The following is a 26,746-nucleotide window of genomic DNA, read 5'->3' on the forward strand; positions in this document are numbered from 1 at the left end:
CCCGGGGCTTCGTGGGATCAGACAGCGGCCGGACGCCTTCAGTGAGCGGTCCAGCCTCCGTCGACCGGCAGCACGGCGCCGGTGAGGTAGGAGGCCGCCGGACCGGCCAGCAGGACCGCCGCGCCGACGAGTTCGCCCGGGTCGGCCCAGCGCCTCATGGGGACCTGGTGGTCGAGGAACTCCCGCACGTGCGGGTCGTCCTCGACGCCCTCGTTCAGCGGGGTGCGGAAGGGTCCGGGGGCCAGGGCGTTGACGCAGACGCCGGTGCCCGCCAGCTCGACGGCGAGGCTGCGGGTGAGCTGGACGACCGCGCCCTTGCTGGCCGCGTAGCCCGCCCGGCCCGCGGCGCCGACGAGCCCGAGAGCGCTGGCCAGGGTGACGATGCGGCCGTACCCGGCCTCGCGCATCACCGGCACGGCGGCCTGGCAGGCGAGGAAGGTGCCGACGACGTTGACGTCGAGGCAGCGGCGCAGCGTGGCGGCGTCGAGGGATTCCAGCTCGCCGCGAGCCTGGATCCCGGCGCTGGTCACCAGCACGTCCAGGCGGCCGTGCGCGGCGACGACGTCCCGCACGAGAGCCCGGACCGCGTCCTCGTCGGTGACGTCGCAGGCCATGCCCGAGGCGGCGACGCCGGTCGCGGCGGTGATCTCGGCCGCCGCCTCCCGGCACGCCGCCAACCGCCGGCCGGCCGGCACCACCGTGCAGCCGGCGGAGGCCAGACCCTGCGCGATGGCCCGGCCGAGCCCCGCCGAGCCGCCCGTGACGATCGCCACCTGCCCGGCCAGGGGCCCCTCCGGACCGGCGGACCCCGCGTGCACGGCCCGGCCGGCAGCGGCCGTGTCTTCCTGGGACGTCATGTGGCTCCTCTTCGCAGAAAGCGTTCCGTTCGCGGAACATTAGCGCGAGCCGCCGGATGAACCGCGACCGGCTGCCGTCCCGCGACCGTCCATGATGACGCGGCCCGTGCACGAGCTGCTGCACCGGGCCTGACGTGCGGAAGGCCGCTTCCCGCGCGCTGCGCGGGAAGCGGCCGCCGGGCTTGGTGCTAGCTGCGGAAACGGCCCTCACGGGCGTAGATGCAGTCGAAGCAGGCCGGGTCGGCGTTCCAGTTGTCGTCGTAGGAGACGGCGCGGTGGCGCTTGATCGCGCCCTTCTTCACCACGGCCTGGTGGTGCGCCGGCGGCACGATGCCCTCGAAGTGCTTCACGAAGTTGCCGAGGGCGTTCCTGTAGTAGACCCGGTGCCGGGCCCAGAGGTTGCTCGTCGAGCTCGGCGGGGTGCAGTTGGCGACGTAGCTCTCGGCGATCTTCTGCTTGAAGCCGCCGAAGTCGAACGTGCTGTACGACTTGGCCGGCAGGCCGGGCATGCCGTCGTCGTGCCAGCCCGTCCAGCCGAAGATCGACCAGGTGCAGGACGCCGTGCCGGAGCGGACGGCGCTCGCCGGGGCGGTCAGGCCACCCGCCGTGACCGGCTCGCTGGTGATCCTGCGTCGCTGCAGTTCGGCGGGCAGGTCGGCGCCGTGGTCCTCGACGAGACGCCGGGGGACCGCGACATCGGGCGGGGTGACCTCCAGGTAGGTCTCCAGGAGGGTGTCCTCGTCGTCAAGGACGATGAGGGGGGCGCGGCCGATCGGGCCGGTCTGGACCATCCCGACCTCGTCGGACGGGACGCTGTCGGTGAAGGTCACCGACAGCCCGGTCGTGTAGTCGAGTTGAGCCAGGACGATCTCGCGGTCGGACTCCTCGGCGGCGGGGGCCGCGGCCTTGGCCGTGGCCGTGGCAGGGGAGGGCGCGAGGAGCATGGCGGCGGCGACGGCCGCCAGGAACGGGCTGAATCTCATGCGGGCCACGCTAGGAAACGATCTTTCAGTTGCCTTAAAGGCGAGCTCAACGCATGGTCATTCCGACCTACCTGGTCCCTGTCGCTGCCCGCGCCGGGGCGCGGAGGGCCGGGCGCTCCCGTCTTCCGCCCCCGATCCACTCCGGCGGCTCGCGGCCCTGCCGTCGGCAGGAGGACTCGCAGGGCGTCCGCGAGCCGTTCCCGGGACGTCGGTCGTACCGGCTGCGAGAAACGTCCTGAAATCGACGGACGGAATGTCTCTATCGCCCGATTCCCTGGGCGCGGCAATATTGCCAATTCGGACTATGTCCGCAGTTCGCAGCTCAGCCGCGGGTGCCGGTCGGCGAGCGCCGCCCCCCGCTGATCTACCACGACGTCCTGCGGCGTCATACCGCCGCCATGGCCCGGCAAAGATCTTCATCGCTACCTGAACGGCGAACCGGGACAAATAGCAGAGCTTCGCGACACCCGAAAATTCGCAATCTTTGTGGGACGCCATCCCGTCCACACGGCCGTACCCGTGAACGCTCCAAGTAAGTTGGTCGCTGCCCGCGAATCGGGGCGATTATCGGAATGGAGGCCAAAGATGAGCGAATTTTCGCGATAAGTAAGACAGTCATATCCACCCCCTGTTCGTGGATATCACGCTCTGAATTGATCGCCGTTGTTTTCCGCAGTGGAGCAGATATGGTCACACCCCTTCGGGAAGAGGAACCCTTCCCGCACCCCCCGTCCAAGGGCATGCTGCTGTCGCAGCGAGGCGCCTCCCGCCACGCCCCCGGCCGGCGGCGTCCGGTGACATGCTGGACCATCTGCTCCTTCGCCGACGCGAGCGTCGACGCCGCCGCGCTGGCCGCGCCCGTGCTCGACGCCGGGTACGGCGCGCTGCTCGCCGGACTGGCGGCGGGGCTGCTCGTCCTGCTGAACCTGGCGGGCGGCACGTACCGGATCCGGCTGTCGCCGTCCGTGATGGACGGATGGATGTGGCGCGGCGGATGCGCCACCGCCATCACCGGCGCGCTGACCGTCGCCGCCCTCGACCATCAGACGACGCTGGCCGTCTGGACGGGCGAGTCGGCCCGGATCGTCGCCGTCTACCTCGGGCTGACGCTGGTGGGGCGGGGGCTGGTCTGCGCGGTGCTGCGCCAGGCCCGCCGCCGCGGCGCACGCGTGCCCACGCTGGTCGTCGGGTCCGGCGCGCACGCCAGGAACCTCGCGCTGACCCTGGTGCGGCACACCGAGTACGGCCTGCTGCCCGTCGGCGGCGCCTGCGACGTGCTGGGCCAGGCCCCGTACGAGCCGATCGTGGACGATCCGGAGACCCTGCTCACCATGGCCCGCCGGCACCGCGCCCGCGTGGTGGTCCTGGCCCCGCCGCCGGGCGGCGAGGAGCAGACCCACCGGCTCGCGCAACAGGCCCGGCAGGCGGGGTACCCGGTGTACCTGGCGCCGCAACCCGGCGGCGTCCTGGTCGACTTCGTCCCCGACGGCGAGCACGTCCGGGGGTTCCCGATGCTGCGCATGCGGCCGTTGCCGCAGCGGCGCGCGTCCTGGCCGCTCAAGCGCGCCCTGGACGTCGTGCTGGCGACGGCCGGGCTGGTCGTCAGCGCTCCGGTGCTGGCCGCCTGCATGCTGCTGCTGCGCGGGCAAGGAGGGCCCGGCGTGCTGTTCCGCCAGGTCCGGGTGGGGATGGCCGGGACGCCCATCGAGATCATCAAGCTCCGCACGTTCGCCCCGCTGCGTGCCGGCGAGTCCGACACCCGCTGGAGCATCGACGACGACCCCCGCCTGACCCGCGCGGCCCGGCTGCTGCGCTCCTGCTCCGTGGACGAGCTGCCGCAGCTGTGGAACGTGCTGCGCGGCGACATGAGCCTGGTCGGCCCCCGGCCCGAGCGGCCGCACTTCGTGGAGCTGTTCTCCCGCGGCGACCACCACTACGGGCGCCGCCACCGGTTGCCCGTCGGCCTCACCGGCTGGGCCCAGACCCACGGCCTGCGCGGCGACACCTCGATCGAGGACCGGGCGCGGCTGGACAACCACTACATCGACACCTGGTCCCTGCGCCGCGACATCAAGATCTTGATCCGCACGGTCGGTTGCCTGCTGTGGCCGGGACGATCGTGATCAGGGCGTTCCTGCCGTCCCTGTGCCGCCTGCCGGCCCGTCCCAGCGTGTGGGCCGCGCTGACCGTGATCGCCGTGTGCGTGCCCGCCGGACCGCAGGCCGCCGACGTCGTCCAGCCGCGGGTCGCCGACCTGATGTCACTGGGGTTGCTGGTGTCCGTCGCGGTGAGCCTGGCGCGCGGCGGCGCGCGTCCGGGCCGGTGGGCCCTGCTCGCCGCGCCCGCGGCGCTCGCGGCGACGGCGGCCGCCCTCGCGGCGCCCGACTTCCTGCTGGCGTTGCCCGGCCTGGCCCGGTTCCTCCAGGTGTTCGTCCTGGTCCCCGTCGCGGTGACGGTGGCGGTGCGGCAGCGGTCCGACCTGCTGCTGGTGGGCGGAGCCGTCGCGGCCGTGGCGATCGTCCAGGCCGGGCTCGGCTGCTGGCAGGCGCTCACGGGCAGCGGCGCCTCCTACGCGGGCCTGCCGATCCGCGCGGTCGGCACGTTCGGCGCCGGCGAGGTCATGGCGCTGGCCAGCGTGGTCAGCTTCGGGCTGATCATCGCCCTGGCGGTCGCGCTCACCGGCGGACCGGCCCGGCGCGCCGCCGCCCTGGTCACGGCGGCGGCGCTGTGCCCGCCACTGGTCATGTCGCTCAGCCGCGGCACCTGGCTCGCGGTGGCCTGCGCCGTCGCGGTGATGCTCGTGCTGCGCGGCGCGCGGCTGGCCGCGCGGGCCGCCGTGGCCGCCGTGGCCGCCGCCGTGCTCCTGACGCTCCTGGTCGGGCCCGGCGGCGGGGTCATCGCCGAGCGCGTCGCCTCCATCACCTCCTCGGTGGACCAGCCCGACCGGTCGGTGGCCGACCGGTACCAGCTCTGGCAGGCGGCGGCCGGCATGTGGCGGGACCACCCGGTGACCGGCGTCGGCCCCAAGGGGTTCGCCGCCTGGCGGGACACCTACGCGCCCCTGGCCCTGTCCTCGGGCAGCGACGTCGAGGACCCGGCCGGCGGATACCGCCGCCAGCCGCTGCTGTCCCCGCACAACATGTACCTGCTGGTGCTCAGCGAGCAGGGGCTCCTCGGCCTGGCGGCGTTCGCGCTGCTCGTGGGCGGGGCCCTCGTGCGCGCCCTGACCCGGCCCGGCCGCTCCGGCCCGGCGGGGCTGGCCGCCGCGGGCTTCGTGACGTGGCTGGCGGTGGACTTCGCCTACGCCGACATCGGCGGAGCGACCAGCCTGGTCATGTCGGTCATGCTGGGCCTGGCGACGGGATGGACCGGCGCCGCCGCGTCCCCGTCGCGGCGGCCCGCGTGCTGAGCCGGGGCGCGGCCGACCTGCGCGCCGCGGCCCTCACCGCGATGCTCGTCGGCGCCGGCTCGGCGCTCGGCTACGTCCGCGACCTGCTGATGGCCGCGCTGTTCGGCGCCAACGCCGACACCGACGCCTTCCTGGTCGCCTGGACCGTGCCCGAGACCGCGGCGCCGCTGCTCATCGAGGGGGCGATGGCCCTGTGGCTGGTGCCGCTGTTCAGCACGGCGTCCGGGGCGCGGCAGCGGGCGGCGCTGGTGGAGCGGACGTTGCCCGCCCTGGCCGCCGCGCTCGCCGCCGTCGCCGTCTGCGCCGCGGCCGGCGCGCCCTGGCTGGTGGCGGCGCTGGCCCCCGGTCTGCCCCAGGGCGGGCTGGCCGTCCAGTGCTGGCGGATCTGCTGCGGCTGCATCCTGCCGTTCGCGCTGGCGGGGTACGCCAGCGCGGCCCTGCGGGCCCACCACGTCTTCGGCCCGCCCGCGGCCACCGGCCTGGCCTACAACCTGGCGCTCGTCGGCTGCCTGGCGATCTGGCACGACGCGCTCGGCGTGCGGGCCGCCGCGTGGGGCGTCGCCGCCGGCGCGGTCCTCATGGTGGCCATGCAGGCGCCGGCCTACCTGCGGCGGGTGGGCCTGCCCCGGCGGCTGCCCCGGCGCCTGGTGCTGCCGGTCGCCGCGCTGCTGCCCATCATCGCCTTCACGCTGCTGCGGCAGGGCCAGGTGCTGGTCGAGCGCGTGCTCGCCGCCGACCTGCCCGCGGGCGCGATCTCCCATCTCAACTACGCCCAGAAGATCGCCCAGGTGCCGATGGTGGTCTCGCTGATGCTGGCCACCGTCACCTACCCGCACCTGGCCCGCAGCATCGCCGCGGGCGACACCCGCGGGGCCTGGCGGCTGCTGGCCCGCGACCTGGCGACGGCGGCGGCCGTCACGGTCACCGCCGCCGCGCTGCTGGTCGCCTTCGCGCCCGCGATCGTGGGCGTGCTGCTGCACCGCGGCGCCTTCGACGACGCCGCCGCCACCGCCACCGAGCACGTCCTGCGGCTCTACGCGATCGGCCTGCTGGGCCACACCGTCGTGGGCGTGGTCTGCCGGGCCTACTTCTGCGCCGGAGGGTGGCGCGGGTTGTGGTACCCGGCCCTGTCGATGGCCGCCGGGCTGGCCCTCACCGCGGCGCTGGCCGCGGCGCTCGTCCCCGGCATGGCGCAGGGCGGCATCGCGCTGGCCAACGCCGCCGGGATCACCGTGACCGCCGCCCTCATGCTGGCCGGTCTCCAACGCCTCGGCCTGTCGCCGCTGCGGAGGGCCGTCACGACCGTCAGGGAAGGAGAGCGCGTATGAGCACGCGCACCGGCGCGCTGCCGCTCATCTGGATGTACCACTCCGTCGCCGAGCGCGGCGAGGACCCCTTCGACATCGTCGTCACCCCCGAGCGCTTCGCCACGCACATACGCTGGCTCGCCCGGCGCGGGCTGCGCGGCGTGTCGGTGCGCGAACTGCTGAACCATCCCGGCGACCGGCGCAGGCTCGTCGGGCTCACCTTCGACGACGGCTACGCCGACTTCGCCACCGACGTCGTCCCGGTGCTGGCCGGATACGGCTTCACCGCGACCGTGTACGTCGTCGCCGGCCGGATCGGCGGCCACAACGCCTGGGACCGCGGCGTCAGCCCCCGCCCCCTGATGGACGCCGGCACGCTGCGCCGGGTGGCCGCCGCCGGCATGGAGGTCGGCTCCCACACCCGCAGCCATCCCCACCTGCCGGCCGCCGGCCCCGGCGAGCTGGCCGACGAGCTCACCACGAGCAAGCTCCTGCTCCAGGACGTGCTCGGCGCCCCCGTCACCGGCTTCGCCTACCCCTACGGCGAGCTGACCGCCCGCGAGGTCGCCGCCGTCCGGCAGGCCGGCTACGAGCACGCCTGCGCCGTCCGCCCCGGGCGGCTCGCCGGGACGCACGCCCTGCCCCGCCGCTACGTCGGCGACCGCGACACCGCCGCCCGGCTGCTCGCCAAGACCGCCTGCCACCGGCTGCGCTGGGGGCGGCCCCGATGAAGGTCCTGCACGTCATCACCGGGCTGGCCGCCGGCGGGGCCGAGCAGCAGCTGCGCACGCTCCTGCCGCACATGGACTGCGCCAGCGAGGTCGCCGTCCTGACCAGGCCCGGCGCCCTGGCCGACGCCATCCGGGACGCCGGGACGCCCGTACGCGCCGTCGGCATGGGCGGCAACCGGGACCTGCGGGCGCTGCCCCGGCTCACCGCCCTCATGCGCGCCGGCCGCTACCAGGTCGTGCACGCTCACCTGTACCGCGCCTGCGTCTACGCGCCGCCGGCCGCCCGGCTGGCCGCCGTGCCGGTCGTCGTCAGCACCGAGCACTCGGCGGGGGCCCGGCACATCGAGGGACGGCCGGTCACGGCGCCCGTCCGCGCGCTGTACCGGGCGAGCGCCCGGCTGACGCACGCCGTCGTCGCCGTCTCGCCCACCGTGGCCGACCGGCTGCACGGCTGGGGCCTGCCGCCCTCGCGCGTCGTCACCATCCCCAACGGCGTGGACCTGGCCGCCTTCCGCTACGATCCGCGGGCCGCCGGCCACGCCCGGCTGAGCCTGGGCATCCCGCCGGAGACGTTCGTCGTCGGCGGGGTCGGCCGCCTGGTGGCGGGCAAGAACTTCCACCTGCTGGTGGAGGCGCTGCCGCGGCTGGACGGCGCGGTGCTGCTGCTCGTCGGCGCCGGGCCGGAACAACCCCGGCTGCGCTCGCTGGCCGAGCGGCTCGGCGTCGGGCGGCGCGTCGTCTTCGCCGGGGAGAGCGTGCACGTGCCCGCCCTGCTGTCGGCCATGGACGTGCTGGCCGCCCCCTCGCAGGAGGAGACGTTCGGCCTGGCCGTCGTCGAGGCGCTCGCCGCCGGGCTGCCCGTCCTGTACGGCGCCTGCCCGGCGATCGACGACCTGCCCCCCGGGACGGTGCCCGGCGCCCGCCGGGTGCCGCCCCACCGGCTGGCCGCCGAGCTGGCCGCGCTCCGCGACGGACCGCGCACCCGCCTGCCGCCGCCCCCGGCCCTCGACCGCTACGACGTGCGCCGGCAAGCCCGGCGCCTGCACGACCTCTACGACCGCCTGCTCACCAGGCGCCACCAGGAAAGGCTGTCATGACTCACCCGGTCCAGCGCGCCGCCGGCGCGCTCCGCACCTGGTCCCTGCTCGCGCTCCCGCTGATCGGCATGGGGGCGGGGCTGGCGTACTCGCTGACCCAGGAGCCCGTCTACACCGCCGACGCCTACGCGGTCGTCAGCTCGGTACGGCAGGGCGTGCCCACCCAGGAAGCCGAATTCGCGCAGGCCTACGCCAGGGTGACCGTCCACCCCGGCCTGCTCGCCGGGACCGGCGACGCCTACCTGGCCGACGGCGAGCTGCTGCGGACCACGCTGCAGGCGTCGGCCTCGCCGGACGCGCCGCTGATCCGGCTGGCCGCCCTCGCCGGCACCCCTGACGAGGCCGCCCGGCGGGCCAACAGCGCCACCGCCGCGCTCACCGCCTACGCCAACCGGCACAGCGCCGACACCGGCGTCCGGCTGTCCAGCTTCGCGCCCGCCGTGCCGCCCGCCACGCCCAGTTCGCCGCGGCCCCTGCTCGCCACCGCCGTCAGCACGGCCGGCGGTCTGCTGCTGGCCGCCCTGATCTGGCTGGCCGCCCCCGCCGGGCCACGGCAGGACGACCGGCGGGACGACCGGCAGGTCCCGCCCGCGCGCCGGCCGGCCGAGACGGCGTCGGCATGACCACCGCGATCCGCCAGGCCCCGGACCTGGCCACCGAGGTCGTGACCGGCGCGGAACGCCTGCACGCCCTGGCGGGGGAGTGGGCCGGCCTGCACGACCGCTCCCCGGCGGCGACGCCGTTCCAGTCGCACGCCTGGCTGTCGTCCTGGTGGGAGACCTACGGCGAGGACCCGGGCCTGAACGTGGTCCTGCTGCGCCGGCGGGGACGGCTGGTCGCCGCGGCCCCCGTCATGACCGTCCGCCGCGCGGGGCTGCGCGTCCTGCGGCCGCTCGGCGGCGACCAGTCCGACTACACGGACGTGCTGATCGAGGACGGCGACCCCGACCTGCCGGCGGCGCTCGGCCGGGCCCTGGCCGAGCTGCCCGGATGGGACGTGCTCGACCTGCCGGAGGTGCGCCCGGGGGCCGACGCCGAACGGCTCGCGGCGGCCTGGCCGGGCCGCTCCTGGCGGCTGCCCGCCTCGACCTGCGTCGAACTGCCCGGCGTCCCCCTCCACGAGCTGCTCGCCGGGCTGCCCGGCAGGAACGGCACCAAGCTGCGCCGCGAGCTCAGACGCGTGGACGACGCCCCGATCGAGGTCCGGGACGTGCCGGCCGACGAGGCCGAGCACGCCGTCGCGCGCCTGCTCGACCTGCACGCCCTCCAGTGGCAGGGCCGCGGCATCAACGTCGAGCACACCAGGCCGCGCTTCCACGCCCACCTGGCCCGGGCCGCCCGGCGGCTGCTGGCCGACCGGCAGGCCAAGCTGACCGAATACCACCTGGACGGCCGGGTCGTCGCGGTGGACCTGCTGGTCGTGGGCAAGGACTTCGTCGGCGGCTACCTCTACGGCACCCATCCCGACCTGCGCGGCCAGGTGGACGTCGTGACCATGCTGCTGCGCACCGACCTCGGGCTCGCGCACCGGCTGGGCCGGCCGACGATGTCGCTGCTGCGCGGGGCCGAGTCCCACAAGACCAAGTGGGGCGGCCGGCCGGCGGTCAGCAACCGGCTCCTGCTGGCCAGGACGCCGGCCGCGACGCTCTACGCCCTCGCCGCCCGCGCCCGGGTGCGCGGCCGGGCGCTCCGGGGCCGCTGCGCGGCGCTCGACCGGGTCCTGCGCAGGCCGCGATGACGACCTTCACCCCGCGCGTGCTGCACGTCACCCAGCCCACCGAGGGCGGCGTCGCGGCCTGCGTCGAGAGCGCCTGCGCCGACCAGCGCCGGCGGGGCTGGACGGTCGCCGTCGCCGCGCCGCCGCGCGGACCGCTCGGCGAGCGGCTGGCCGCCCTCGGGCTGCCGCATCTGCCCTGGCCCGCCGTACGGGCGCCGCATCCGGCCGATCTGGCCGCCGCCGTCGTCCTCGGTCGCATCGTGCGCCGGTTCCGTCCTGACGTGGTGCATCTGCACTCCTCCAAGGCCGGGCTGGTCGGCCGGATGGTGTTGCGTGGCCGCGTGCCGACGCTGTTCCAGCCGCACGGCTGGTCCTGGCTGGCCGGCCGGGGCACGCTCGCCGCCGCGGCCGCCTCCTGGGAACGGGCCGCCACCCGGTGGACGCATCTCGTGCTCTGCGTCGGCCAGGGGGAGCACCGGCAGGCCGGGGACGCGGGCGTGGGCGGCCCGCTGGCCGTCGTCCGCAACGGCGTGGACCTGGCCCGGTTCCGTCCCGTCACGCCGGACGAGCGCGTCGCCGCCCGCCGGGACCTCGGCCTGTCCCCGCACGGGCCGCTGGTCGTCTGCGTCGGCCGGATCACCCGCCAGAAGGGCCAGGACCTGCTGGTGGAGTCCTGGCGGCGGGTCGCGGCCCGGGTGCCGGACGCCTGCCTGGCACTCGTCGGCGACGGGGACGACTTCGCCCGCCTGCGCCGCGACGCGCCGTCCGGCGTCCTCATGCCGGGGGCCAGCGCCGATCCGCGGCCCTGGTACGCCGCCGCCGACCTGGTCGTGCTGCCCTCCCGCTGGGAAGGGCTGCCGCTGACCGTGCTGGAGGCCATGGCCAGCGGGCGGTCCGTGGTGGCGGCCGCCGTCCCCGGCCTCACGGAGGTGGTCACCCCGGCCACCGGAGCGCTCGTCGAGCCGCAGGACCCGCGGGCGCTGGCCGCGGCGATCGTGGCCCGGCTGACCGATCCGGCCGTGCGGCGCGCGGAGGAACGGGCTGCGCCGTCGCGGGCGGCCGAGTTCGACCTCGGCGTCACCCTCGACCGGCTGGCGGCGCACACGCTGCGCCTGGCCCGGCCGGGTCAGGCCGCGGCCGGTGCCGCCGCGGGCGCGTCGGTGACGGCCGGGCGGGGCTGAGGCGCCGGCGACCCGCTCCCGCTCGGCTCAGGGGAGGGGGCGGGCGCGGGCGGGGACGTCGGGGCGGGTGACGTGGCGGGCGGAGTGGTCGGCGGAGCCGACGGACCGCGCCGGAAGGCGGGGTCGCGCATGAGCTGCCGGAAGACCCGCGACGACCGCGGGTTGGCCGGGCACTGCCAGACGCCGTGCGGGCAGTAGTCCACGATCGAGTGGTAGGCCACGTCGTGCCGGGCGATCCAGTCGAGCATGTCGCGCACGAACTCCGGCCGGTCCCCGTACCGGAACAGCCCCCACTCGGGGAAGGAGATCGGCTTGCGGTGCGCGGCGGCGAAGTCGGCCTGCGCCTCCAGCCCGTACGGCTGGTCGACGTAGTCGGCGAACCGGTGGCCGGGGCCCTGGTCGTAGCTGTCCATGCCGATGATGTCCACCACGTCGTCGCCGGGGTAGCACTCGGTCCAGCCGATGGCGTCCGGGCCTCGGTTGGGGCTGAAGTCGAAGCGGAACCGCTGTCCCGGCACCGCCCGCATCACCGCGACGATCCGCCGCCAGTACGCCTGCCACGCCGGCGGGTCGGCCGAGCAGCGGCTGGAGTAGGTCAGGCCGTTCATCTCCCAGCCCGGGACGATCACCGTGTCCGGCGCGCGCCCGGCCACCAGCGTCCGGGCCAGCCGGTCGAAGTACGGGTCGAACGCGCCGTCCGCGCCGGCGTTCAGCAGCACCGACACCGCCTCGTCCGGCAGGCCGCCCTCGTTCGGCATGACCATCGGCACGTTGAGCACGAGCATGCGCCCCGGCTTGGCCGCCCGCCACCGCATCCACGGCTGCAGGACGAAGTCCGGCCCGCCGAGCGCGTTCCACGCCTCACCCGGCACGTACGTCCGCCCCACCCGGACCTCCGCCCCCAGCCACGACTCGAACGCGCCCAGCAGGTGCGGCCCGCGCCAGTCGGAGGCGAGGAACACCCCGAACGGCACGGACGACAGGTCGGCCCGGGCGGCGGCGGACGGCTCCTTGGCGCGCTTCGCGCTCAGCGCCGGTGGGACCACCGCGGCGATCACGGCCAGCAGCGCGCAGACCCATGCCAACCTCACGGTCATCGCCCGCCCCCTCCCTTACAGGGTGTATCAGCTCACGTACCCGGAGAGAGAACGATCGTGATCAAGCCACTGCAAAGTGATCGCCGCGGATGCCGGGGCCGCACGTCGCCGGGGGGCCGTTAAGCATTGGAGGGCGGCGGCCGGCGACGGGTAGGGTGCCGATCATGGCTTGCCGCATCTCCGAACTGATCGTCCCAGCCCGAGACGCCCACGGCCTGGCCGCCGAGCTCGACCGCCTGCTCAAGCTCGGGGCGCGTCCGGCCGACGCCGGCCAGACCGGCGAGGAGCCGTGGCACGTCCTGGCCGATCCCGAGGGCAACGAGTTCTGCCTGCTGCGCGCCCGCCTGAGCTGAGCGCCGCCCCCTGACCCACCCCTGAGTGAGGACATCGCGCGCATGACGCCGCCTGCTCTTCAGACCTGACACCTTCCCGCGCATCGGTCGCCGACGGACGCCGTCGGCTCTGTTTTCCGTGCTCTTCGTCAGGTCTTCAGAGAGATCATGTCTTCACATCCTCATATCGTGCTGCCCTGGGTGGTGCGGCGCACCCGCCTGCCCCTGCTCGTCCTGCGGTGCGTGGCCTGTCCGTCCGGGCGGGCCACCGTCGGTGACGGCCGGTTCCGCGTCAACGCCAACGGCAAGCTGCTCGACGTCTGGCTCCTGGTCAACTGCGTGGCCTGTGACCGGACCGGCAAGCTCACCGTCCACGACCGCGTTCCGGTCCGCTCGCTGGACGCCGGCCTGCTGGCCGGGTACTCGGGCAACTCGCCGTCCCTCGTGGCGCGGGCCCTGCTCGACCCGGCGGCCGCCCGCCGGAACCGGTACTCGCTCGACTGGGACGGGTGCTGGGAGCTCGTCGCGCCGCCCGTTCCGGAGAGTCCGTGGCCCGTCCGGATCACGGTCGCCTTCGACGATCCCGTCCCGCTGCGTCCCGAAGGGCTGATCAGCCTCGGGCTGGGCGTCGGCCGGGACGAGGTCGCCCGCCGCATCAAGATCGACATTCCACCGAATCGGAGGACGAGACAGGACTTCTCCTTTCTTCTGATGTAGATCCAGGCTGCCGGCCCGGCGGGCGATCGTCCGCCCGCCGGGAGCGGGACAGCAACTGCCCGACGAGGGCCGCGGCGAGGCCGGCCAGCCCGGCGGCCGCGAAGCCGCCACCTGGCAGCGCGGCGTCGATCGCCAGCCCGGCGATCGGCGAGCCGAGCGCGAAGCCCGCGCTCGCCGCCGACGCCTGCAGGCCCGTGGCCTCGCCCCGTACGCCGGCCGGCGCCAGCCGGCTCACCGCGTCGGCCACCGTGGACAGGGTCGGCGCGGTGAGCAGCCCGGCGCCGACGACGGCCAGGCACAACCAGCGCCAGTCGTGGGCCAGCCCGGCGGGGATCGTCAGCAGCCCGAGCAGGCCGAGCAGCAGCCACGTCGGCATCGGACGGCGCAGCGTGCCGTAGACCAGGCCGCCGGCGACGGAGGTCACGCCGAACACGGCCACGACCACGGCGGCCCAGGACACCTGGCCCGCCTCCTTGAGCGTGGCCACGATGGCCAGGTCGATGCCGCTGAGCAGGGCCGTGGCGCCGAACCCCATCGCCAGCATGGCGACCATGCGGCGGTCCAGCCACTCCCGGCGCGCCGGACGGGCGGGCGAGCCGGTCTCCACCTCGCCCTCGGCCCGCAGCGGCGGATCGAGCAGGGCGATCCCGATCCCGCCGGTCACGATCACCGCCCCGAGCCCCCACGCCACGGCCTGGGGAGACAGCTCCGCCGCGCAGAGGATCACCACCGCCGGCCCCACCATGTACGCCAGCTCGCCCTGCACCGACTCCAGCGCGAACGCGGCCCGCCGCTGCCCCGGCGTCGTCATCGCGGCGATCGCCTGCCGGGTCACCGCCTGGACCGGCACCATCAGCAGCCCCGCCGCGCAGGAGGCGCCCAGCAGCACCGCGTACGGCAGGACGGGCACGCTCGCCCAGAACACCGCCTGCGACGCGACGGTGATCGTGAGCACGGCGCGCAGCCCCCGCCGGTCCGTCATGCGGCCCAGCAGCGGCCCGCCCAGCGCCACCCCGGCGGTCAGGGCGGCCGCGACCCCGCCCGCCGCCACGTAGCCCAGGTCCAGGCGCAGCACGACGTACATGGTCAGCGCGGTCACGTCGGCGGTGATCGCGGCACGGGCGAGCAGCGAGACGCCCAGCAGCGCCGCCATCCCGCGCACGGCGAGAACCTGTCGGTATCCGGTCACCCGGGCGACGCTAGGCCATCCCGCAGGCCATAGGAAGACGTTTTTTCGTTGGACCCGGCATAATGGATGCTTATGGCCAGAGACCTGGACACGTCGTTGCTGCGGTCGTTCGTCACGGCTGTGCGGGCGGGCAGCATCAGCCGCGCCGCCACCGCGCTCGGGCACACCCAGCCCGCGCTCAGCCAGCAGTTGCGCAAGCTGGAGAGCGCGGTCGGCCGCCCGCTGCTCCACCGGTCGCCGTCCGGCGTGTCGCTGACGCGGGCGGGGGAGGAGCTGCTGCCCTACGCCGAGCGCATTCTGTCGCTCTCCGCGCAGGCGCTCACCGCGACCGGGCGCGCGCTCACCGGCCGCTGCGGCGTCGGGCTGCTGGAGGACCTGGCCGCGGCGCAGCTGCCGCAGGCCCTCGCCGACCTGGCCCGGCTGCACCCCGGCGCGACGCTGGAGGTGCTGAGCCTCTCCGGGGTCACGATCCGGGAGGCCTACCACGCGGGCCGCGTGCAGCTCGTGCTCGACGAGGCGAGCGACCTTCCCGCGCCGCCGCGCTGGACCGTGCGGCGGCCGCTGGTGTGGGCGGTCGGCCAGGGTGTCGACCCGGCCGCCGATCCGCTGCCGGTGGTGCTGTTCACCGGGACGTGCGCGTGGCGCACGTCGGTGGTGGAGACGCTCGACCGCACCGGCCGGCGGTGGCGGCCGGTGTTCGAGAGCAACAGCCTGGCCGGGGTGCTCGCGGCGCTGCGGGCCGGGCTCGGGGTCGCCGCGCTCATGCCCGGCAACCTCGAACCGGACATGGCCTGCCACGACCCGGACGCCCTGCCCGCCCTGCCCGACGTCGAGCTCGGCCTGGCCCGGCACCCGCAGACCGAGGGAGACGCGCTGATCGACGCCGTGGAGACCGCGCTGCGCCGGATGATCTGAGCGCCGCCGGGCTCAGAGCACCAGGGCGATCTTGCCGCTCAGCCGGCCGCGCCGGAAGTGCTCGTGGGCCGCACCGACGTCCTGCAGGCCGTACTGGGCCTCGACCCGGGTCCTGACCTGGCCCGCGTCGACGGCCTTGGCCAGCTCGGCGAGGCCGGGGCCGTCCTCGCGCACCTGGTTGACGGTGGTGCGGACCGATCGACGGGACAGGTCGGGCACCGGCCCGGCCTGGGTGGCGACGGAGGCGTAGCGGCCTCCGTCGGCCACGGCCTCGACGGCGAAGGCCCCGAAGGTGTCGAAGACGGCGTCGTAGGCCCCCGCCGGAAGGTCGGCTGGGTCGGTCGTGACCCGTTCGGCCCCCAGCTCGGTGGCCACCTCGACCTGCGCCGGCCTGGAGACCAGCGCGTCCACCCGGGCGCCGCGCGCCCGCGCCAGCTGCACGGCCAGCCCGCCCACCGCGCCCGCCGCGCCCGCCACCAGCAGCCGCTCGCCCGCCCGGACGTCCAGCCAGTCGAGCGTCTGCAGGGCGGTGAGCCCCGGCAACGGCAGCGTCGCCGCCTCCACCAGGCTGACCGCCGACGGCGCCACGGCCAGCGAGCCGGCGGGCATGGCCACGAGGTCGGCCCACGTCCCCCGGCCGGTGCCGAGCTGGTGGGACATGCCGAAGACCCGTTCACCCACGGGCAGCGCATCGTCCCGGCTGTCCACGACGATGCCCGCCAATTCCCATCCCAGGGTCGTCGGCAGGGGAGGGGTGCCCTCTCCGATGGCCCCTTCACGGGTCTTGTCGTCAACCGGGTTCAAGGCGGAGGCGACGACCCTCACCAGCACCTCGCCGTCCGAGGTCCGGGGCGGCGGCGTCTCGGCGACCGTCAGGACGTCCGGGCCGCCGAAGCGGGTGATCCGCACAGCACGCATGTTCAACTCCTCGATATTCGAGACAAGGGGAATGGCGGGGTCACCGGTCGAGCAGGCCCAGGGCCGGCAGCGCGGCGGCCAGCCGAGGGTCGGCCTGGGCGGCTTCCTCCAGGGCGGTCCTCAGCGTCGCCTCGTAGGTGACGTTCGCCTCGGCGTAGCGGGCCCGGCCCGCGTCGGTGATGACGGTGTAGACCCCGCGCTTGTCGTCCGGGCACAGGTCCCGGTACGTGAGCTCCGCCGTGTTGAGCCGGGTCACCAGCCGGGTCACGGAGCTCTGGTTGAGCCCGATCCGGTCGGCCAGCTCCTGCATGCGCAGCTCGCCGGCGTCCGAGGTGGCGAGATGGCCGAGCGCCCGGTACTCCGACAGGCCGATGCCGTGCCGCCGCTGGAGGGCGGTGGCCAGGGCGTTCTCCACGCGGGCGTGCAGCAGCAGGACGTCGTTCCAGGAGCTGGACACCGCCGAGGGCGCCGGGGCCGGGTGCGGAGTGGGTGCCGTCGGAGCCATGGAAGCCTCCTCCTTCTCTGAGGACCCGGTCTCTCGGACGCGGGATTGACAAAAGCATACATGCACATGCAAGCATTGGCTCGATCGGCAGGGGCGTACTCGGCGCGCTGATCTACAAGGAGAAGATCACGCCGGCCCAGCTCGCCTCGTTCGCCGCGATCATCGGCGGCGTGGTGCTCCTCAAGATCGCCGCCGGCGTGTGACCGATGGCGCGGGCAGCGCCGGCGAGGCGGGCGGGACGGGCGGGCCCTGGCCGCGGAGCCGGTCCATCTGCCGCCACTCGGGCCGCAGCCCCGTCAGGCTCGTGGTGAGGGCGTAGACCGCACCACCGGCGAGCAGCACCGGCGTCAGCCCCGCGACCGCCACCAGCGCCCCGCCCACCAGCCCGCCGAGCGGGATGCCGGCCCAGGCGAGGGAGTCCTTCAGCGCGTTGACCCGGCCCAGCAGGCTCCGGGGCACCCGCTCGTAGGAGATCGCCCCGAGGATCGGGTTGAGGAACCCGCCGGCGAACCCGCCCACCGCGAACACCGCCGCCATGGCCCACAACGGCGGATCCACCGCCAGGACGAGGAACCGGGTCGGCCCGGCGAGCAGGAACGCCACGAAGAACACGGGTCTGCGCCGCATCCGGTGCGCCACCGCGGCCGCGACCAGGCTGCCCCCGACCGCCGCCAAGCCCATGACGCTGCTGTTCAGGCCGACCACGGCGGCGCCGTGACCGGACTCCCTGGCCCACACGAACACCAGCACCTGGCTGAAGGCCGCGTCGAGCAGGTTCGTGACGCCGACCATGACGACCACGGACAGCAGCAGCGGTTCGCCGCGCAGGAACGTGAAACCCTGGCCGAACCGCCGCCAGTAGCCCTCCTTCGCCTCCAGAGCCTCCTCCGCCGGAGCGCGGTGTCCCATGCCGCGCGGCAGCGCCCACGTCACGATCACCGATCCGAGCGCGAAGCAGGTGACGCTGATGACGAGGCTCGCCAGCGGTCCGAGCAGGGCCACCACCGCCCCGCCCGCCGCGGGCCCCACCGTCTGGGCCAGCCGCTCGGTCACGCCCATCAACCCGGTGGCGCGCTCCAGCGGCACCCGCCCGCGCTCGGCCGCCTCCGGGATCATGATCTCCTTGGCCAGATCGCCCGGACCGCGGGCCGCGCCGACCACCGCGACGAGGGCGATCAGCGCGCCCAGCGGCAGCAGGTCCAGGGCGTGCAGGAGGACGACCGCCCCGGCCGCCGCGGCGCTCACCACGTCCCCGATCCAGGAGATCCGGCGCGGCCCGACCCGGTCGGCCAGCGGCCCGGCCAGCGCCTTGACCAGCGCGTACGGGGCCATCTCGGCGAACGCCACCATCCCGGTCCGCGCCGGGCTCCCGGTCGTCGTCAGGACGAACCAGGGCAACGCGATGGCCGACACCCGCGTCGCGGTCAGCGACACCGTCATGGCCGCGAGCAGGCCGGCCATCGGGCGTAACGACTCGCGCGCCCCCATCACGCACCCTCGGCCGACTCGGGCGGCTCTGACGCTTCGGCCAGCTCGGTTGCATCCGGCAGTTCGGGCAGGAGCTGGGTGATCAGCGAGACCCGGGCGGCTCCTTCGGGCGCCGGCTGGCCGGGCGTGTCGCGCCGGTAGCGGTCGACGACCTCCGCCAGCTCCTCGCGCAGCCGAAGCCCCTCCTCCGGCGTGATCCGCAGCGCGATGGAGCTGAGGTCGAGCACCCGCCGCCACTCCGCCGGCATGGTCGGCAGCTCGTTGAGCGTCCGCTGGGTGCGCAGGCCGTACAGGGCGGCGATCGACTGCATGTAGGCGAGCACCGCCTCGGGCTCCCGCTCCGACAGCTCGTCATCGGTGAGCCGGGTGACGTGGTGGACCGAGCGCCACCAGCGTTCGCGGGCGTTGCCGCGCTCGGTGTCCTCCGCGACGAACCCGGCGGCGCCGAGCCTGCGCAGGTGGTAGCTGGCGGTGCCCGAGTTCACCCCCAGGCGTTCGGCCAGGCGGGTGGCGGTGGACGGGCCGTGTTTGCGCAGCAGGTCCACGAGTTGCACCCGTACCGGGTGGGCCAGCGCCCGCAGGCCCTTGGCGTCGAGGACGACCACGCTCTCGGAGGGTTCGGTCATGTCCGGCAGCGTAGACCGCAAACAGTCCTTCGCAAAGAGTTGTTCGCGAAGAGATGTTTGCAATTGGGGAGGTGACGCTAGCGCTGGAGCCACCGAGCCGCGGGGTTTCTCTTGGACGAGACCTCGGCCCGCATCGCCGCGTCCCAAGCCGGCCGGTGGACGGCACGGATGTCAGTGACGCGCTGCACCATGGCTCTCATGACTGATGAGCGATACTCCCGTCTCGCCGCCGAGCATCTGCCCGCCGACCTCGCCGACCGGTGGACCGCACTGCTGCGTCCATGCGTACGTCTGCGCCGGGCCGCGGACGGCGAGCAGGCCGTCGCCACCCTCGGCGGGGAGCCGGAACTGCCGGCCGGGGCCGTCTGGCCCGGGTGGCCGGGGCACGGCCCGCTGTCCTTCGTCGCATCGGTGCGGTGCTCGGCGCTCCCTCACGCCGGGCTGCCGGCGGCCTTCCCGCAGGACGGGACGTTGCTGTTCTTCTGTTTCGACGGCCACGACGACATGGACGACGGCGGCTCGTCCGGCTCCCTCGACGCCCCCGAGACGTGGGACGGGGCCCAGGTGCTGCACGTCCCGGGAGGCACGCCGGTTCTCCGGACGGAAACACCCCGGGAGCTGGAACCGTACCCGTACGTGGAACTGGCCGCAGGCGTCGAGGAGAGCGCACCCGACCTGTGGCTGCCTCAGGCCCGGGAAACCCTGCTCGGCGACGGCAGGCCCTGGCCCGACCCTCGCGAGACCCCCGCCCCGCTCCGGCCGTTCGTCCGGGCCTTCCGGCGGCTGCGCACCCGCATCGGCCACCAGATCGGCGGCCACGCCATACCGGTGCAGGGCCCGGTGGAGTACGAGGTCGCGAACGCGGCGCTCGGCGGCGTTCACTCCTGGGGCACCCCGGCCCTGGACCGGGAAGCCCAACGCTGGATCCTGCTCGCCCAGTTCGACAGTGACAGCGACGCGAAGATGACGTGGGGTGACACCGGCGCCCTCTACTGGCTGATCCGCCCCGAACACCTGGCCACCCACCGCTTCGACCAAGCCCGGCTCACCATGCAGTGCTAGCTGGTTGACCACCTGCTCGGCGTCGCGCAGGGGGATGTCGTCCTCTGCTGAGGAACGGCGGCAGCTTGTCGCCCCGTCGGCCGGTCGGCGTGGTTGTCACGTGGGGCGGCCTTCCGGTGGCAGGCGGGGGATGTCGGCGCGGTAGAGGCTGAGGAGCAGCCCGTAGGGCTCGGTGCCGTGTTCGGGGTAGAGGCGCTGACCGTGTTCGTAGTCTTCGATCCGTCCTGCCAGCGTGCGGGCCTCTTCCGGGGTGAGCCAGACGTGGTGCAGCACGGTGTGGCCAGGGTCGCCCGGTCGTACGGGTGACATCTCGGCCAGGGCCACGTCGTGCAGGAATCTGGCGCCGGTCTCCTCGTCGAGCTGGAAGCCGCGGTTGACGAGTTCGAAGCGCTGTTCGGTGCCGCCGCGCACCTGGCGGGTGCTCGCGAGGCGGACGAGCCCGGCCTCGCGCAGGACCCGCACGTGGTAGCCGACCGTGCCCTTGGTGGAGTCGAGCGCGGTGGTCAGCTCGCTGAGGGTGGCCGGGCGCTGGCGCAGCAGGTTCACCATGCGGTGGCGCATCGGGTGCCCGAGCGCCTTGTACTGCGCGGATGAGCGCAGAGGGAGGAGCTGCTCATCGGTCATGGGGTCAAGTGTCGAGGATCGTCGACGCTTTTGACAAATCGCGCGGGACGTTGGCAGACTGCCGAGCGCCTAAAGCGTCGACATATCTAAACACTTGGAGGGCGCATGCTTGTGTCCACGGCACACGTCGCGACCGACCGCCCCGAGCGGTACGCCAAACAGCTCGTCTCCCATCTGGGCCACAAGGCCGCCGCCGAGCACACCGGCCCGGGGTGCGCGACGATCACCTTCCGCTCGGGCGCCTGCTCTCTGCGGTCGAGCCAGGGGGTGCTCGTCCTGGTCGTCGAGGCCGCGGACCTCGACGCGCTGGGCGGCGTCCAGGACGTCGTCACCAGGCATCTCCTGCGCTTCGCCGCTCACGAAGAACTCCACGTCGACTGGGCCGGGAGCCGGTGATGGCCAAGGCCGCCCACGACCCCGACTTCCCGCCCAGGCTCCTGGAGTTCATGCGCGCGGCCTGGCTCGACCAGCCGCTGGACGTGCGTCCCCAACCGGGCGTGCCGCACCACGCGCGCCGCCGCGCCGAGCTGTCGCGCGCTTTTCCCGGGGAGACGCTGGTCATCCCCACCGGACCTGCCAAGATCCGCGCCAATGCCACCCTCTACCGCTTCCGCCCGGGAAGCGACTTCTCCTACCTCACCGGCGACCACGACCCCGACGGTGTGCTGGTCCTGCGACCGGGCGGTGACGCCCTGCTCTACACCCACCAGCGCTCCTCGCGGGAGACGGACGAGTTCTTCCGCGACCGGGCCGGCGAGCTGTGGGCCGGGCGCCGCCGTACGCTCGACGAGAAGACGACCGAGCTCGGTGTCGACACCGCCCCGCTGACCGGCCTCGACGCCGCCCTGGCGCGATGCGTGCCAGGGCGCACCCGGGTGCTGCGCGGGCTCGACGCCAGGGTTGACGCGGCCGTGCCCGCCGACGACGTCCGTGACCGGGCGCTCGCGGCGGCGATCGCCGAACTCAAGCTCGTCAAGGACGAGTGGGAGATCCGCCGGCTCCAGGAGGCGGTCGACGCCACCATCCGGGGGTTCGAGGACGTCGCCCGGGTGCTGCCCGCCGACCGGGGTGTGTCCGAGCGGCTGATCGAAGGCGTCTTCGGGCTGCGCGCCCGGCACGACGGCAACGACGTCGGTTACGGCTCGATCGTCTGCGCCGGAGCGCACGCCACGATCCTGTGCTGGAAGCGCAACGACGGCTTCACCGCGCCCGGCGAGTTGCTGCTCATGGACATGGGAGTGGAGGGCCATCAGCTCTACACCGCCGACATCACCCGCACCCTGCCGGTCTCCGGTGTCTTCACCCCGCTCCAGCGCGAGGTCTACGACATCGTGCACGCCGCCCAGCAGGCCGGTATCGCAGCGGTCGAACCGGGGGTGAAGTTCGCCGACGTCCATCTGACCTGCATGCGGGCGCTCGCCGAGGGCCTGGTCGAGCTCGGGGTGCTCAAGGTGAGCGCCGACGAGGCGATGGACCCGGCGTCGATGCACTACTGGCGGTGGACGCTGCACGGGTTCGGCCACATGCTGGGCACCGACGTGCACGACTGCGCCAACGCCCGGCCCGAGCGCTATCGCGGGGGCGAGCTCGGCGCGGGCAACGTGCTGACCGTCGAGCCCGGGCTGTACTTCCAGCCGGAGGACGATCTGGTTCCCGCCGAGCTCCGCGGGATCGGGATCCGGGTGGAGGACGACATCCTGGTCACCGCGGAAGGCGCGGTCAACCTGTCCGGCGCGCTGCCCAGCCGGGCCGACGAGGTGGAGAACTGGCTCGCCGCCCAGCGCGAGGCGGGACCTCGACTGCCGTGAGTCTCCTGGATGTGGCACGTGCCCGCCTCGACACCCCGGGATGCGCCGAGGTGGTGCACCTCAACAACGCCGGTGCGGCGCTCGCTCCGGCCCCGGTGCTCGACGCCGTCATCGGACACCTGCGGCTGGAGGGGCGGATCGGGGGATACGAGGCCGCCGCCGTCGCGGCTCCGCAGGTGAACGCGGTCTACGAGGCGATCGCCCGGCTGATCGGCTGCCTGCCGGGCGAGATCGCCGTGGTCGAGAACGCCACCCGCGCCTGGGACATGGCCTTCTACGCGCTGCGCTTCGGACCGGGGGACAGGATCCTGACCTCCCGCGCCGAATACGCCAGCAACGTGATCGCCTTCCTGCAGGTCGCGAGCCGTACCGGCGCTCGGGTGGAGGTGGTCGACGACGACGAGCACGGCCAGTTGTCGGTGCGCGACCTGGAACGGCGGCTCGCCGCCGACGTCAAGCTCGTGGCCGTCACCCACGTCCCGACCCAGAGCGGACTGGTCAACCCCGCGGCCGAGATCGGCCGGCTGACCCGCGCCGCGGGCGTACCGTTCCTGCTCGACGCCTGCCAGTCCGTCGGGCAACTCCCGGTCGATGTGCGGAAGCTCGGCTGCGACCTGCTGTCGGCCACCGGCCGCAAGTTCCTGCGCGGGCCGCGCGGCACGGGTTTCCTCTACGTCTCCGAGCGGCTCGCCGACACCTTGGAACCGCCCTTCCTCGACCTGCACGCTGCCACCTGGACCGGCCAGGACACCTACGAGATCCGTTCAGGCGCGCGCAGGTTCGAGAACTGGGAGGCCAACTACGCGGCCAAGATCGGCCTCGGCGTCGCGGTGGATTACGCCCTGAGCTGGGGCGTCGAGGCGATCGCGGAGCGCGTCACCGCGTTGGCCGCCCGGCTGCGGCGGCGGCTGGGGGAGCTGCCTCGGGTGACCGTTCAGGACCGGGGGCAGCGGTTGTGCGGGATCGTCACCTTCACCGTCGACGGCGAGTCCGCTGCCGACGTGCACCGTCGCCTGAGCGCGGCCGGGATCAACACCAGCGTGTCCGCGGTCACGTCCGCCCGCTACGACCTGGGCGAGCGTGGCCTGGCCGCCGTGGTGCGGGCGTCGGTGCACTACTACAACACCGACGAGGAGGTCGACGCGCTCTGCGCCGCCTTGCAGCGTCGTAACTGAGTGTTTCGTTCTGAAACTAGGAGTCTTGATGTACCTCATAACCGGCGCCACCGCCCACGGCTGACCGTGAACAGTGTTCCACGAGCCCGGTCGCGTCGTCCCGAGCGATGGGCCCACGTCTGGGATGGCATCTCGATGCCGGCCCGGCTGACGGAGGTGCTCTTGGTCAGGACCCGCAACACGTCCCGGCGCACGCGCTCGCACCGGCCGCTCATGGCCTCGCGGGCGCCGTCCGCGTCCCGGGCGCGCAGGCGCTCGTGGACGCCCGCCAGCTCCCCGGGCGGGCTCGCCACCTCCGGAGCGATCAACGCGGCCATCCGCGGCACCCGCTCCAGCGCCGTGCCCTCGACGCCGCGGCGCGCGGCAGCGCGTCCGCGAGCCCGTCGCGCCGCAGGCGGGCCAGGGCCTCGCGCACCGGCGTCTTGCTCATCTGCCACTGCCGCGCGAGCGACGCCTCGCTGAAGCCGCTGCCCGGCGGCGGCGTCAGGTCGATGATCTGACGCCGGACCGCCCGGTACGCCTGGCCGGTGCGGTCGAGGCCGGTGACCTCCTGGCCGACCAGCAGCAACGCGGGCAGGTGAGCCATCGCGCGGTCACGGGGTGGAGCGGCCGGGACGCCTCCCGCCCGTCCGCGATCAGACTTGCCACTTGTCGCACGACACCACTTCGAACCCCCGGCTCGGGAAGACGGCGTCCACGAAGAAGTCGTGCAGGGCCGGATCGCCGTCGCCGCAGCCGTCGCTCAGCACGGTCACCTGGTAGCCGCGGTCGGCCGCGTCGTAGCAGGTCGCGGCCACCATCGCACTGGTGGCGACCCCGGCGACCGCCACAGTGGTGACGCCCCGCGCGCGGAGCACGAGGTCGAGGTCGGTCCCGGCGAACGCGCTGGCGCGGCGCTTCAGCACGACGACGTCCTCGTCGGCGACCGGAAGGGCGAGCTCGGTTCCGGCCGACCCCTCGTGGAAGGCGTCGCCGGCCTCGAAGAACGACTTCATCAGCGCGCTGCCGGGTGGCACGTCCGCCCCGTTGGCCCGGAACGCGAAGTGCACGAACACCACCAGGACGCCGGCCGCCCTGGCGCGGGGCAGCAGTTCGGTGAGCGGCGGCACGACCTGCTGGGCGAACGGGTAACCGCCCGTGATGCCTCGCTGGAGGTCGCCGATGATGAGTGCAGTGGTCACGACATTGCTCCGTCCAGTGTTTCCGGCGGGCGCGACGGCCCGCGTCCCCTCCGGTCAAACTGAGATCACAGTAGGCAAGAGTTGAGATATCAGCAACCGGAGCGGTGCTCCGCCTGCTCCGTGGGGCTCATCCTGCGATCGTGAGGGGCAGGCCGGACAGCAGGCGGTCGCGCAGGACGTCGCCGCGGACGCCGATCTCGGGCAGGTCGTCGGGGCCGGGGGCGCCGCTGACCAGCAGTTCCGGCACGAGGAGGCGGCTGAGCGGGACCTCGGGCGACGGGTCGGCCAGGGCGCCGACGTCGGCGTCGGACAGGTCGAGGTAGGCCGGCGTGAGGGTCCTGCCGCGCAGGGTGCCGGCGACCAGGTCGGGGCAGAACTCGTTCCAGAAGATCGAGACGGTGGTGCGCAGGTCGCCATGGATCATCACCAGCTTGTCGGTCATGTCGCCGACGAACGTCTCGGCCGTCACGTGGCCGCGCACGACCAGCTTGGCGTCACCGGCCAGGTAGACGTTCCGCGCCCGCAGGTCGCCCAGGACGATCAGCGCGGCGGAGCCGTCGTCCACGTCGGTGACGTTCCCGTCGACGACCAGGTCGCCGTCCACGATGTAGCCGGTCGCGGCGTCGGGGGCGTGCTCGCGCCACGGCGTGCGCTCGTGCTCGTCGAGGGGGAGTTCGCCGGTCACCGTGGCGGGACCGGGCACGAGGATGTACTCCTCCTCGTACAGGTTCCCGTACGTCTCCTTCGGCAGGCCGCGCCGCTCGAACAGGTCAACCGCATCGTCCCAGGCGAGATACGTCGATTGCATGCGCGTGACCCTAGCAATCCAGCCGGGTGGTGTTCGCCGGGTGTGGCCCCGGCCGCCGGGATCACCCGCGGCGCGGGGCTCGTACGATGGCGGGGTGCGGTCAGTTGTGCCGGTTCGCGGTCATGTGCCCGGATGGGAGATCACCGTCCCGTCGCGGCCGGGCGGCCTGCCCGGGGTCGTCATGGCGGGATTCAGCGACCGGGCCAACGAGTTCCGCGACCTCGCCCTGGTCCCGCACCCCGCGGTCACCCTGCTCTTCGACCTCGGCGACGAGCCGTTCGTCATCGAGGACGACCGCGGCTCCCGGCAGCTCGGACGCGTCGTCGCCGGCCTCGCGCCCCGGCAGGTGCGAGGGAGCGGCCTGACCCGCCGGATGGAGTGCCTGCAGATCCGGTTGTCGCCGATGACGGCGCACGCCGTCCTGGGCGCGTCCGCCGACCTGAGCGGCACGGTGGTCGCGCTCGATGACCTCTGGGGGCGCGAGGCCGAACGCGTCCAGGAGCGGCTGCGGGCCGCCCGGTCATGGGAGGACCGGTTCGCGATCGCGCGGGACGCGCTGGCCAGGCGGGCCGACGAGGGCCGGGCCGCCGATCCGGAGGTCGCCTTCTCGTGGCGGCGGATGGCGGCCAGCGGCGGGCGGGTGCCCGTCGAGCGGCTCGCCGCCGAGGCCGGCTGGAGCCGCAAGCGCCTGTGGGCCCGGTTCCGCGCCCAGGTCGGCCTCACGCCCAAGCGGGTCGCCCGGCTCATCCGCTTCGACCAGGCGGCCCACCGTCTGGCCGCCGGTGAGCGGGCCGCCCTGGTGGCGGCCGAGAGCGGTTACGCCGACCAGTCGCACCTGCACAGGGACGTCATGACCTTCGCGGGGGTGACGCCGGCCACGGTCGCGCTCTCGCCGTTCCTCGCGGTGGACGACGTCGCCTGGCCCTCCGGGCCTCCCCGCGACCTCGCCTAGCGGCTCATGCCCGGCCGCCGCCGACCAGGCGCAGCGCAGGGGATGGCGGCGCAGGAACCGCCAGCCG

Annotated in this window: 28 protein-coding genes and 1 pseudogene; 16 read left to right on the forward strand and 13 right to left on the reverse strand. The window is 74.2% G+C overall.

Going from position 1 to position 26,746, the window contains the following annotated elements; translation table 11 throughout:
• Positions 1–38: 38 nt before the first annotated feature.
• Together ACFYUV_RS31615 and ACFYUV_RS31620 are read right to left on the reverse strand one after the other, a co-directional pair.
• Positions 39–857, reverse strand: coding sequence for an SDR family NAD(P)-dependent oxidoreductase (locus ACFYUV_RS31615; protein WP_387674628.1), 819 nt, complete (start codon positions 855–857; stop codon positions 39–41).
• Positions 858–1,045: 188 nt separating this feature from the next.
• Positions 1,046–1,840: a hypothetical protein gene (locus tag ACFYUV_RS31620; protein WP_387674631.1), complete on the reverse strand. Its 795-nt coding sequence runs from the start codon at positions 1,838–1,840 to the stop codon at positions 1,046–1,048.
• 686 nt (positions 1,841–2,526) lie between these two features.
• Here ACFYUV_RS31620 and ACFYUV_RS31625 point away from each other — a divergent pair.
• From ACFYUV_RS31625 to ACFYUV_RS31660, 8 genes are read left to right on the forward strand one after another with little or no spacing between them, the layout of a single operon-like run.
• A complete protein-coding gene (locus ACFYUV_RS31625) occupies positions 2,527–3,963 on the forward strand; it encodes an exopolysaccharide biosynthesis polyprenyl glycosylphosphotransferase (protein ID WP_387674634.1) in 1,437 nt (478 codons plus the stop codon).
• Positions 3,945–5,249, forward strand: a complete 1,305-nt coding sequence (locus tag ACFYUV_RS31630; RefSeq protein WP_387674637.1) for an O-antigen ligase family protein — start codon at positions 3,945–3,947, stop codon at positions 5,247–5,249. The genes ACFYUV_RS31625 and ACFYUV_RS31630 overlap by 19 nt, the downstream gene beginning before the upstream one ends.
• Positions 5,204–6,577 carry a murein biosynthesis integral membrane protein MurJ gene (murJ, locus tag ACFYUV_RS31635; protein ID WP_387674640.1) on the forward strand — a complete coding sequence of 458 codons (1,374 nt, stop codon included), beginning with the start codon at positions 5,204–5,206 and terminating at the stop codon, positions 6,575–6,577. The genes ACFYUV_RS31630 and murJ overlap by 46 nt, the downstream gene beginning before the upstream one ends.
• A complete protein-coding gene (locus ACFYUV_RS31640; protein ID WP_387674643.1) occupies positions 6,574–7,287 on the forward strand; it encodes a polysaccharide deacetylase family protein in 714 nt (237 codons plus the stop codon). Before murJ ends, ACFYUV_RS31640 begins: the two co-directional genes overlap by 4 nt.
• Entirely contained in the window at positions 7,284–8,384 is a 1,101-nt protein-coding gene (locus tag ACFYUV_RS31645) for a glycosyltransferase (RefSeq protein ID WP_387674646.1), read from the forward strand. Before ACFYUV_RS31640 ends, ACFYUV_RS31645 begins: the two co-directional genes overlap by 4 nt.
• Positions 8,381–9,007, forward strand: a complete 627-nt coding sequence (locus ACFYUV_RS31650; protein WP_387674649.1) for a hypothetical protein — start codon at positions 8,381–8,383, stop codon at positions 9,005–9,007. The genes ACFYUV_RS31645 and ACFYUV_RS31650 overlap by 4 nt, the downstream gene beginning before the upstream one ends.
• Complete coding sequence (locus ACFYUV_RS31655) at positions 9,004–10,122, forward strand: GNAT family N-acetyltransferase (RefSeq protein ID WP_387674652.1); 1,119 nt, start codon at positions 9,004–9,006, stop codon at positions 10,120–10,122. The genes ACFYUV_RS31650 and ACFYUV_RS31655 overlap by 4 nt, the downstream gene beginning before the upstream one ends.
• Positions 10,119–11,282 carry a glycosyltransferase gene (locus tag ACFYUV_RS31660; RefSeq protein WP_387674655.1) on the forward strand — a complete coding sequence of 388 codons (1,164 nt, stop codon included), beginning with the start codon at positions 10,119–10,121 and terminating at the stop codon, positions 11,280–11,282. The genes ACFYUV_RS31655 and ACFYUV_RS31660 overlap by 4 nt, the downstream gene beginning before the upstream one ends.
• Here the strand turns inward: ACFYUV_RS31660 and ACFYUV_RS31665 are convergent.
• Entirely contained in the window at positions 11,228–12,379 is a 1,152-nt protein-coding gene (locus tag ACFYUV_RS31665) for a glycoside hydrolase family 26 protein (RefSeq protein ID WP_387674657.1), read from the reverse strand. The two genes, ACFYUV_RS31660 and ACFYUV_RS31665, sit on opposite strands and share 55 nt — an antisense overlap.
• A gap of 221 nt (positions 12,380–12,600) precedes the next feature.
• Between ACFYUV_RS31665 and ACFYUV_RS31670 the strand changes: the two are divergent.
• Together ACFYUV_RS31670 and ACFYUV_RS31675 are read left to right on the forward strand one after the other, a co-directional pair.
• Positions 12,601–12,732 (forward strand): annotated as a pseudogene (locus tag ACFYUV_RS31670) (VOC family protein); the annotation flags it as partial.
• Between the two features lie 168 nt (positions 12,733–12,900).
• Positions 12,901–13,428 carry a DUF1062 domain-containing protein gene (locus ACFYUV_RS31675; protein ID WP_387674660.1) on the forward strand — a complete coding sequence of 176 codons (528 nt, stop codon included), beginning with the start codon at positions 12,901–12,903 and terminating at the stop codon, positions 13,426–13,428.
• Here ACFYUV_RS31675 and ACFYUV_RS31680 read toward each other — a convergent pair.
• Positions 13,367–14,617: an MFS transporter gene (locus ACFYUV_RS31680; RefSeq protein ID WP_387674663.1), complete on the reverse strand. Its 1,251-nt coding sequence runs from the start codon at positions 14,615–14,617 to the stop codon at positions 13,367–13,369. The two genes, ACFYUV_RS31675 and ACFYUV_RS31680, sit on opposite strands and share 62 nt — an antisense overlap.
• 72 nt (positions 14,618–14,689) lie before the next feature.
• Between ACFYUV_RS31680 and ACFYUV_RS31685 the strand changes: the two genes are divergently transcribed.
• Positions 14,690–15,532, forward strand: coding sequence for a LysR family transcriptional regulator (locus tag ACFYUV_RS31685; protein WP_387674666.1), 843 nt, complete (start codon positions 14,690–14,692; stop codon positions 15,530–15,532).
• Positions 15,533–15,544: 12 nt separating this feature from the next.
• Here the strand turns inward: ACFYUV_RS31685 and ACFYUV_RS31690 are convergent, their stop codons facing one another.
• The 4 genes from ACFYUV_RS31690 to ACFYUV_RS31705 all read right to left on the reverse strand — a co-directional run bounded on the left by ACFYUV_RS31690 (position 15,545) and on the right by ACFYUV_RS31705 (position 19,069).
• On the reverse strand, positions 15,545–16,450 hold the full coding sequence (locus ACFYUV_RS31690; RefSeq protein ID WP_387674668.1) for an NADP-dependent oxidoreductase: 906 nt from the start codon (positions 16,448–16,450) through the stop codon (positions 15,545–15,547).
• Positions 16,451–16,490: 40 nt separating this feature from the next.
• Positions 16,491–16,955, reverse strand: a complete 465-nt coding sequence (locus ACFYUV_RS31695; RefSeq protein WP_387674671.1) for a MarR family winged helix-turn-helix transcriptional regulator — start codon at positions 16,953–16,955, stop codon at positions 16,491–16,493.
• Between the two features lie 180 nt (positions 16,956–17,135).
• Complete coding sequence (locus ACFYUV_RS31700; RefSeq protein ID WP_387674674.1) at positions 17,136–18,443, reverse strand: MFS transporter; 1,308 nt, start codon at positions 18,441–18,443, stop codon at positions 17,136–17,138.
• Positions 18,443–19,069, reverse strand: coding sequence for an ArsR/SmtB family transcription factor (locus ACFYUV_RS31705; protein WP_387674677.1), 627 nt, complete (start codon positions 19,067–19,069; stop codon positions 18,443–18,445). Before ACFYUV_RS31705 ends, ACFYUV_RS31700 begins: the two co-directional genes overlap by 1 nt.
• A gap of 198 nt (positions 19,070–19,267) precedes the next feature.
• Between ACFYUV_RS31705 and ACFYUV_RS31710 the strand changes: the two genes are divergently transcribed.
• Positions 19,268–20,131, forward strand: a complete 864-nt coding sequence (locus ACFYUV_RS31710) for a YwqG family protein (RefSeq protein ID WP_387674680.1) — start codon at positions 19,268–19,270, stop codon at positions 20,129–20,131.
• A 96-nt stretch (positions 20,132–20,227) separates the two neighbouring features.
• Here ACFYUV_RS31710 and ACFYUV_RS31715 read toward each other — a convergent pair whose 3' ends face one another.
• Entirely contained in the window at positions 20,228–20,755 is a 528-nt protein-coding gene (locus tag ACFYUV_RS31715) for an ArsR/SmtB family transcription factor (protein ID WP_387674683.1), read from the reverse strand.
• Positions 20,756–20,860: 105 nt separating this feature from the next.
• On the opposite strand from ACFYUV_RS31715, the gene ACFYUV_RS31720 reads away from it, so the two are divergent.
• The 3 genes from ACFYUV_RS31720 to ACFYUV_RS31730 are packed head-to-tail and all read left to right on the forward strand — an operon-like array spanning position 20,861 to position 23,738.
• Entirely contained in the window at positions 20,861–21,151 is a 291-nt protein-coding gene (locus ACFYUV_RS31720; RefSeq protein ID WP_387674685.1) for a DUF2218 domain-containing protein, read from the forward strand.
• Positions 21,151–22,563: an aminopeptidase P family protein gene (locus ACFYUV_RS31725; protein WP_387674688.1), complete on the forward strand. Its 1,413-nt coding sequence runs from the start codon at positions 21,151–21,153 to the stop codon at positions 22,561–22,563. The genes ACFYUV_RS31720 and ACFYUV_RS31725 overlap by 1 nt, the downstream gene beginning before the upstream one ends.
• 11 nt (positions 22,564–22,574) lie before the next feature.
• Positions 22,575–23,738: an aminotransferase class V-fold PLP-dependent enzyme gene (locus ACFYUV_RS31730; protein ID WP_387674691.1), complete on the forward strand. Its 1,164-nt coding sequence runs from the start codon at positions 22,575–22,577 to the stop codon at positions 23,736–23,738.
• A gap of 35 nt (positions 23,739–23,773) precedes the next feature.
• On the opposite strand, the gene ACFYUV_RS31735 is transcribed toward ACFYUV_RS31730, so the two are convergent.
• The 4 genes from ACFYUV_RS31735 to ACFYUV_RS31750 form a co-directional block, all read right to left on the reverse strand.
• Positions 23,774–24,055: a hypothetical protein gene (locus ACFYUV_RS31735; RefSeq protein WP_387674694.1), complete on the reverse strand. Its 282-nt coding sequence runs from the start codon at positions 24,053–24,055 to the stop codon at positions 23,774–23,776.
• Complete coding sequence (locus ACFYUV_RS31740; RefSeq protein WP_387674697.1) at positions 24,043–24,324, reverse strand: GntR family transcriptional regulator; 282 nt, start codon at positions 24,322–24,324, stop codon at positions 24,043–24,045. The genes ACFYUV_RS31735 and ACFYUV_RS31740 overlap by 13 nt, the downstream gene beginning before the upstream one ends.
• A 49-nt stretch (positions 24,325–24,373) precedes the next feature.
• Positions 24,374–24,919: an isochorismatase family cysteine hydrolase gene (locus ACFYUV_RS31745; RefSeq protein WP_358287058.1), complete on the reverse strand. Its 546-nt coding sequence runs from the start codon at positions 24,917–24,919 to the stop codon at positions 24,374–24,376.
• 127 nt (positions 24,920–25,046) lie between these two features.
• On the reverse strand, positions 25,047–25,727 hold the full coding sequence (locus ACFYUV_RS31750) for a polymer-forming cytoskeletal protein (protein ID WP_387674700.1): 681 nt from the start codon (positions 25,725–25,727) through the stop codon (positions 25,047–25,049).
• Positions 25,728–25,821: 94 nt separating this feature from the next.
• Here ACFYUV_RS31750 and ACFYUV_RS31755 point away from each other — a divergent pair, with 94 nt between their 5' ends.
• On the forward strand, positions 25,822–26,679 hold the full coding sequence (locus tag ACFYUV_RS31755) for a helix-turn-helix domain-containing protein (protein WP_387674703.1): 858 nt from the start codon (positions 25,822–25,824) through the stop codon (positions 26,677–26,679).
• Positions 26,680–26,746 lie beyond the last annotated feature (67 nt).

It is taken from the genome of Nonomuraea sp. NPDC003560 (assembly GCF_042878785.1).
Lineage (GTDB): Bacteria > Actinomycetota > Actinomycetes > Streptosporangiales > Streptosporangiaceae > Nonomuraea.

Excerpts from the sequence above, each read along its gene's own strand:
- ACFYUV_RS31615 (WP_387674628.1), bottom strand. The coding sequence starts at position 857 with ATGACGTCCCAGGAAGACACGGCCGCTGCCGGCCGGGCCGTGCACGCG.
- ACFYUV_RS31620 (WP_387674631.1), bottom strand. The coding sequence starts at position 1,840 with ATGAGATTCAGCCCGTTCCTGGCGGCCGTCGCCGCCGCCATGCTCCTC.
- ACFYUV_RS31625 (WP_387674634.1), top strand. The coding sequence starts at position 2,527 with ATGGTCACACCCCTTCGGGAAGAGGAACCCTTCCCGCACCCCCCGTCC.
- murJ (WP_387674640.1), top strand. The coding sequence starts at position 5,204 with ATGGACCGGCGCCGCCGCGTCCCCGTCGCGGCGGCCCGCGTGCTGAGC.
- ACFYUV_RS31640 (WP_387674643.1), top strand. The coding sequence starts at position 6,574 with ATGAGCACGCGCACCGGCGCGCTGCCGCTCATCTGGATGTACCACTCC.
- ACFYUV_RS31645 (WP_387674646.1), top strand. The coding sequence starts at position 7,284 with ATGAAGGTCCTGCACGTCATCACCGGGCTGGCCGCCGGCGGGGCCGAG.
- ACFYUV_RS31650 (WP_387674649.1), top strand. The coding sequence starts at position 8,381 with ATGACTCACCCGGTCCAGCGCGCCGCCGGCGCGCTCCGCACCTGGTCC.
- ACFYUV_RS31655 (WP_387674652.1), top strand. The coding sequence starts at position 9,004 with ATGACCACCGCGATCCGCCAGGCCCCGGACCTGGCCACCGAGGTCGTG.
- ACFYUV_RS31660 (WP_387674655.1), top strand. The coding sequence starts at position 10,119 with ATGACGACCTTCACCCCGCGCGTGCTGCACGTCACCCAGCCCACCGAG.
- ACFYUV_RS31665 (WP_387674657.1), bottom strand. The coding sequence starts at position 12,379 with ATGACCGTGAGGTTGGCATGGGTCTGCGCGCTGCTGGCCGTGATCGCC.
- ACFYUV_RS31685 (WP_387674666.1), top strand. The coding sequence starts at position 14,690 with ATGGCCAGAGACCTGGACACGTCGTTGCTGCGGTCGTTCGTCACGGCT.
- ACFYUV_RS31690 (WP_387674668.1), bottom strand. The coding sequence starts at position 16,450 with ATGCGTGCTGTGCGGATCACCCGCTTCGGCGGCCCGGACGTCCTGACG.
- ACFYUV_RS31695 (WP_387674671.1), bottom strand. The coding sequence starts at position 16,955 with ATGGCTCCGACGGCACCCACTCCGCACCCGGCCCCGGCGCCCTCGGCG.
- ACFYUV_RS31700 (WP_387674674.1), bottom strand. The coding sequence starts at position 18,443 with ATGGGGGCGCGCGAGTCGTTACGCCCGATGGCCGGCCTGCTCGCGGCC.
- ACFYUV_RS31705 (WP_387674677.1), bottom strand. The coding sequence starts at position 19,069 with ATGACCGAACCCTCCGAGAGCGTGGTCGTCCTCGACGCCAAGGGCCTG.
- ACFYUV_RS31710 (WP_387674680.1), top strand. The coding sequence starts at position 19,268 with ATGACTGATGAGCGATACTCCCGTCTCGCCGCCGAGCATCTGCCCGCC.
- ACFYUV_RS31715 (WP_387674683.1), bottom strand. The coding sequence starts at position 20,755 with ATGACCGATGAGCAGCTCCTCCCTCTGCGCTCATCCGCGCAGTACAAG.
- ACFYUV_RS31720 (WP_387674685.1), top strand. The coding sequence starts at position 20,861 with ATGCTTGTGTCCACGGCACACGTCGCGACCGACCGCCCCGAGCGGTAC.
- ACFYUV_RS31725 (WP_387674688.1), top strand. The coding sequence starts at position 21,151 with ATGGCCAAGGCCGCCCACGACCCCGACTTCCCGCCCAGGCTCCTGGAG.
- ACFYUV_RS31735 (WP_387674694.1), bottom strand. The coding sequence starts at position 24,055 with ATGGCCGCGTTGATCGCTCCGGAGGTGGCGAGCCCGCCCGGGGAGCTG.
- ACFYUV_RS31740 (WP_387674697.1), bottom strand. The coding sequence starts at position 24,324 with ATGGCTCACCTGCCCGCGTTGCTGCTGGTCGGCCAGGAGGTCACCGGC.
- ACFYUV_RS31750 (WP_387674700.1), bottom strand. The coding sequence starts at position 25,727 with ATGCAATCGACGTATCTCGCCTGGGACGATGCGGTTGACCTGTTCGAG.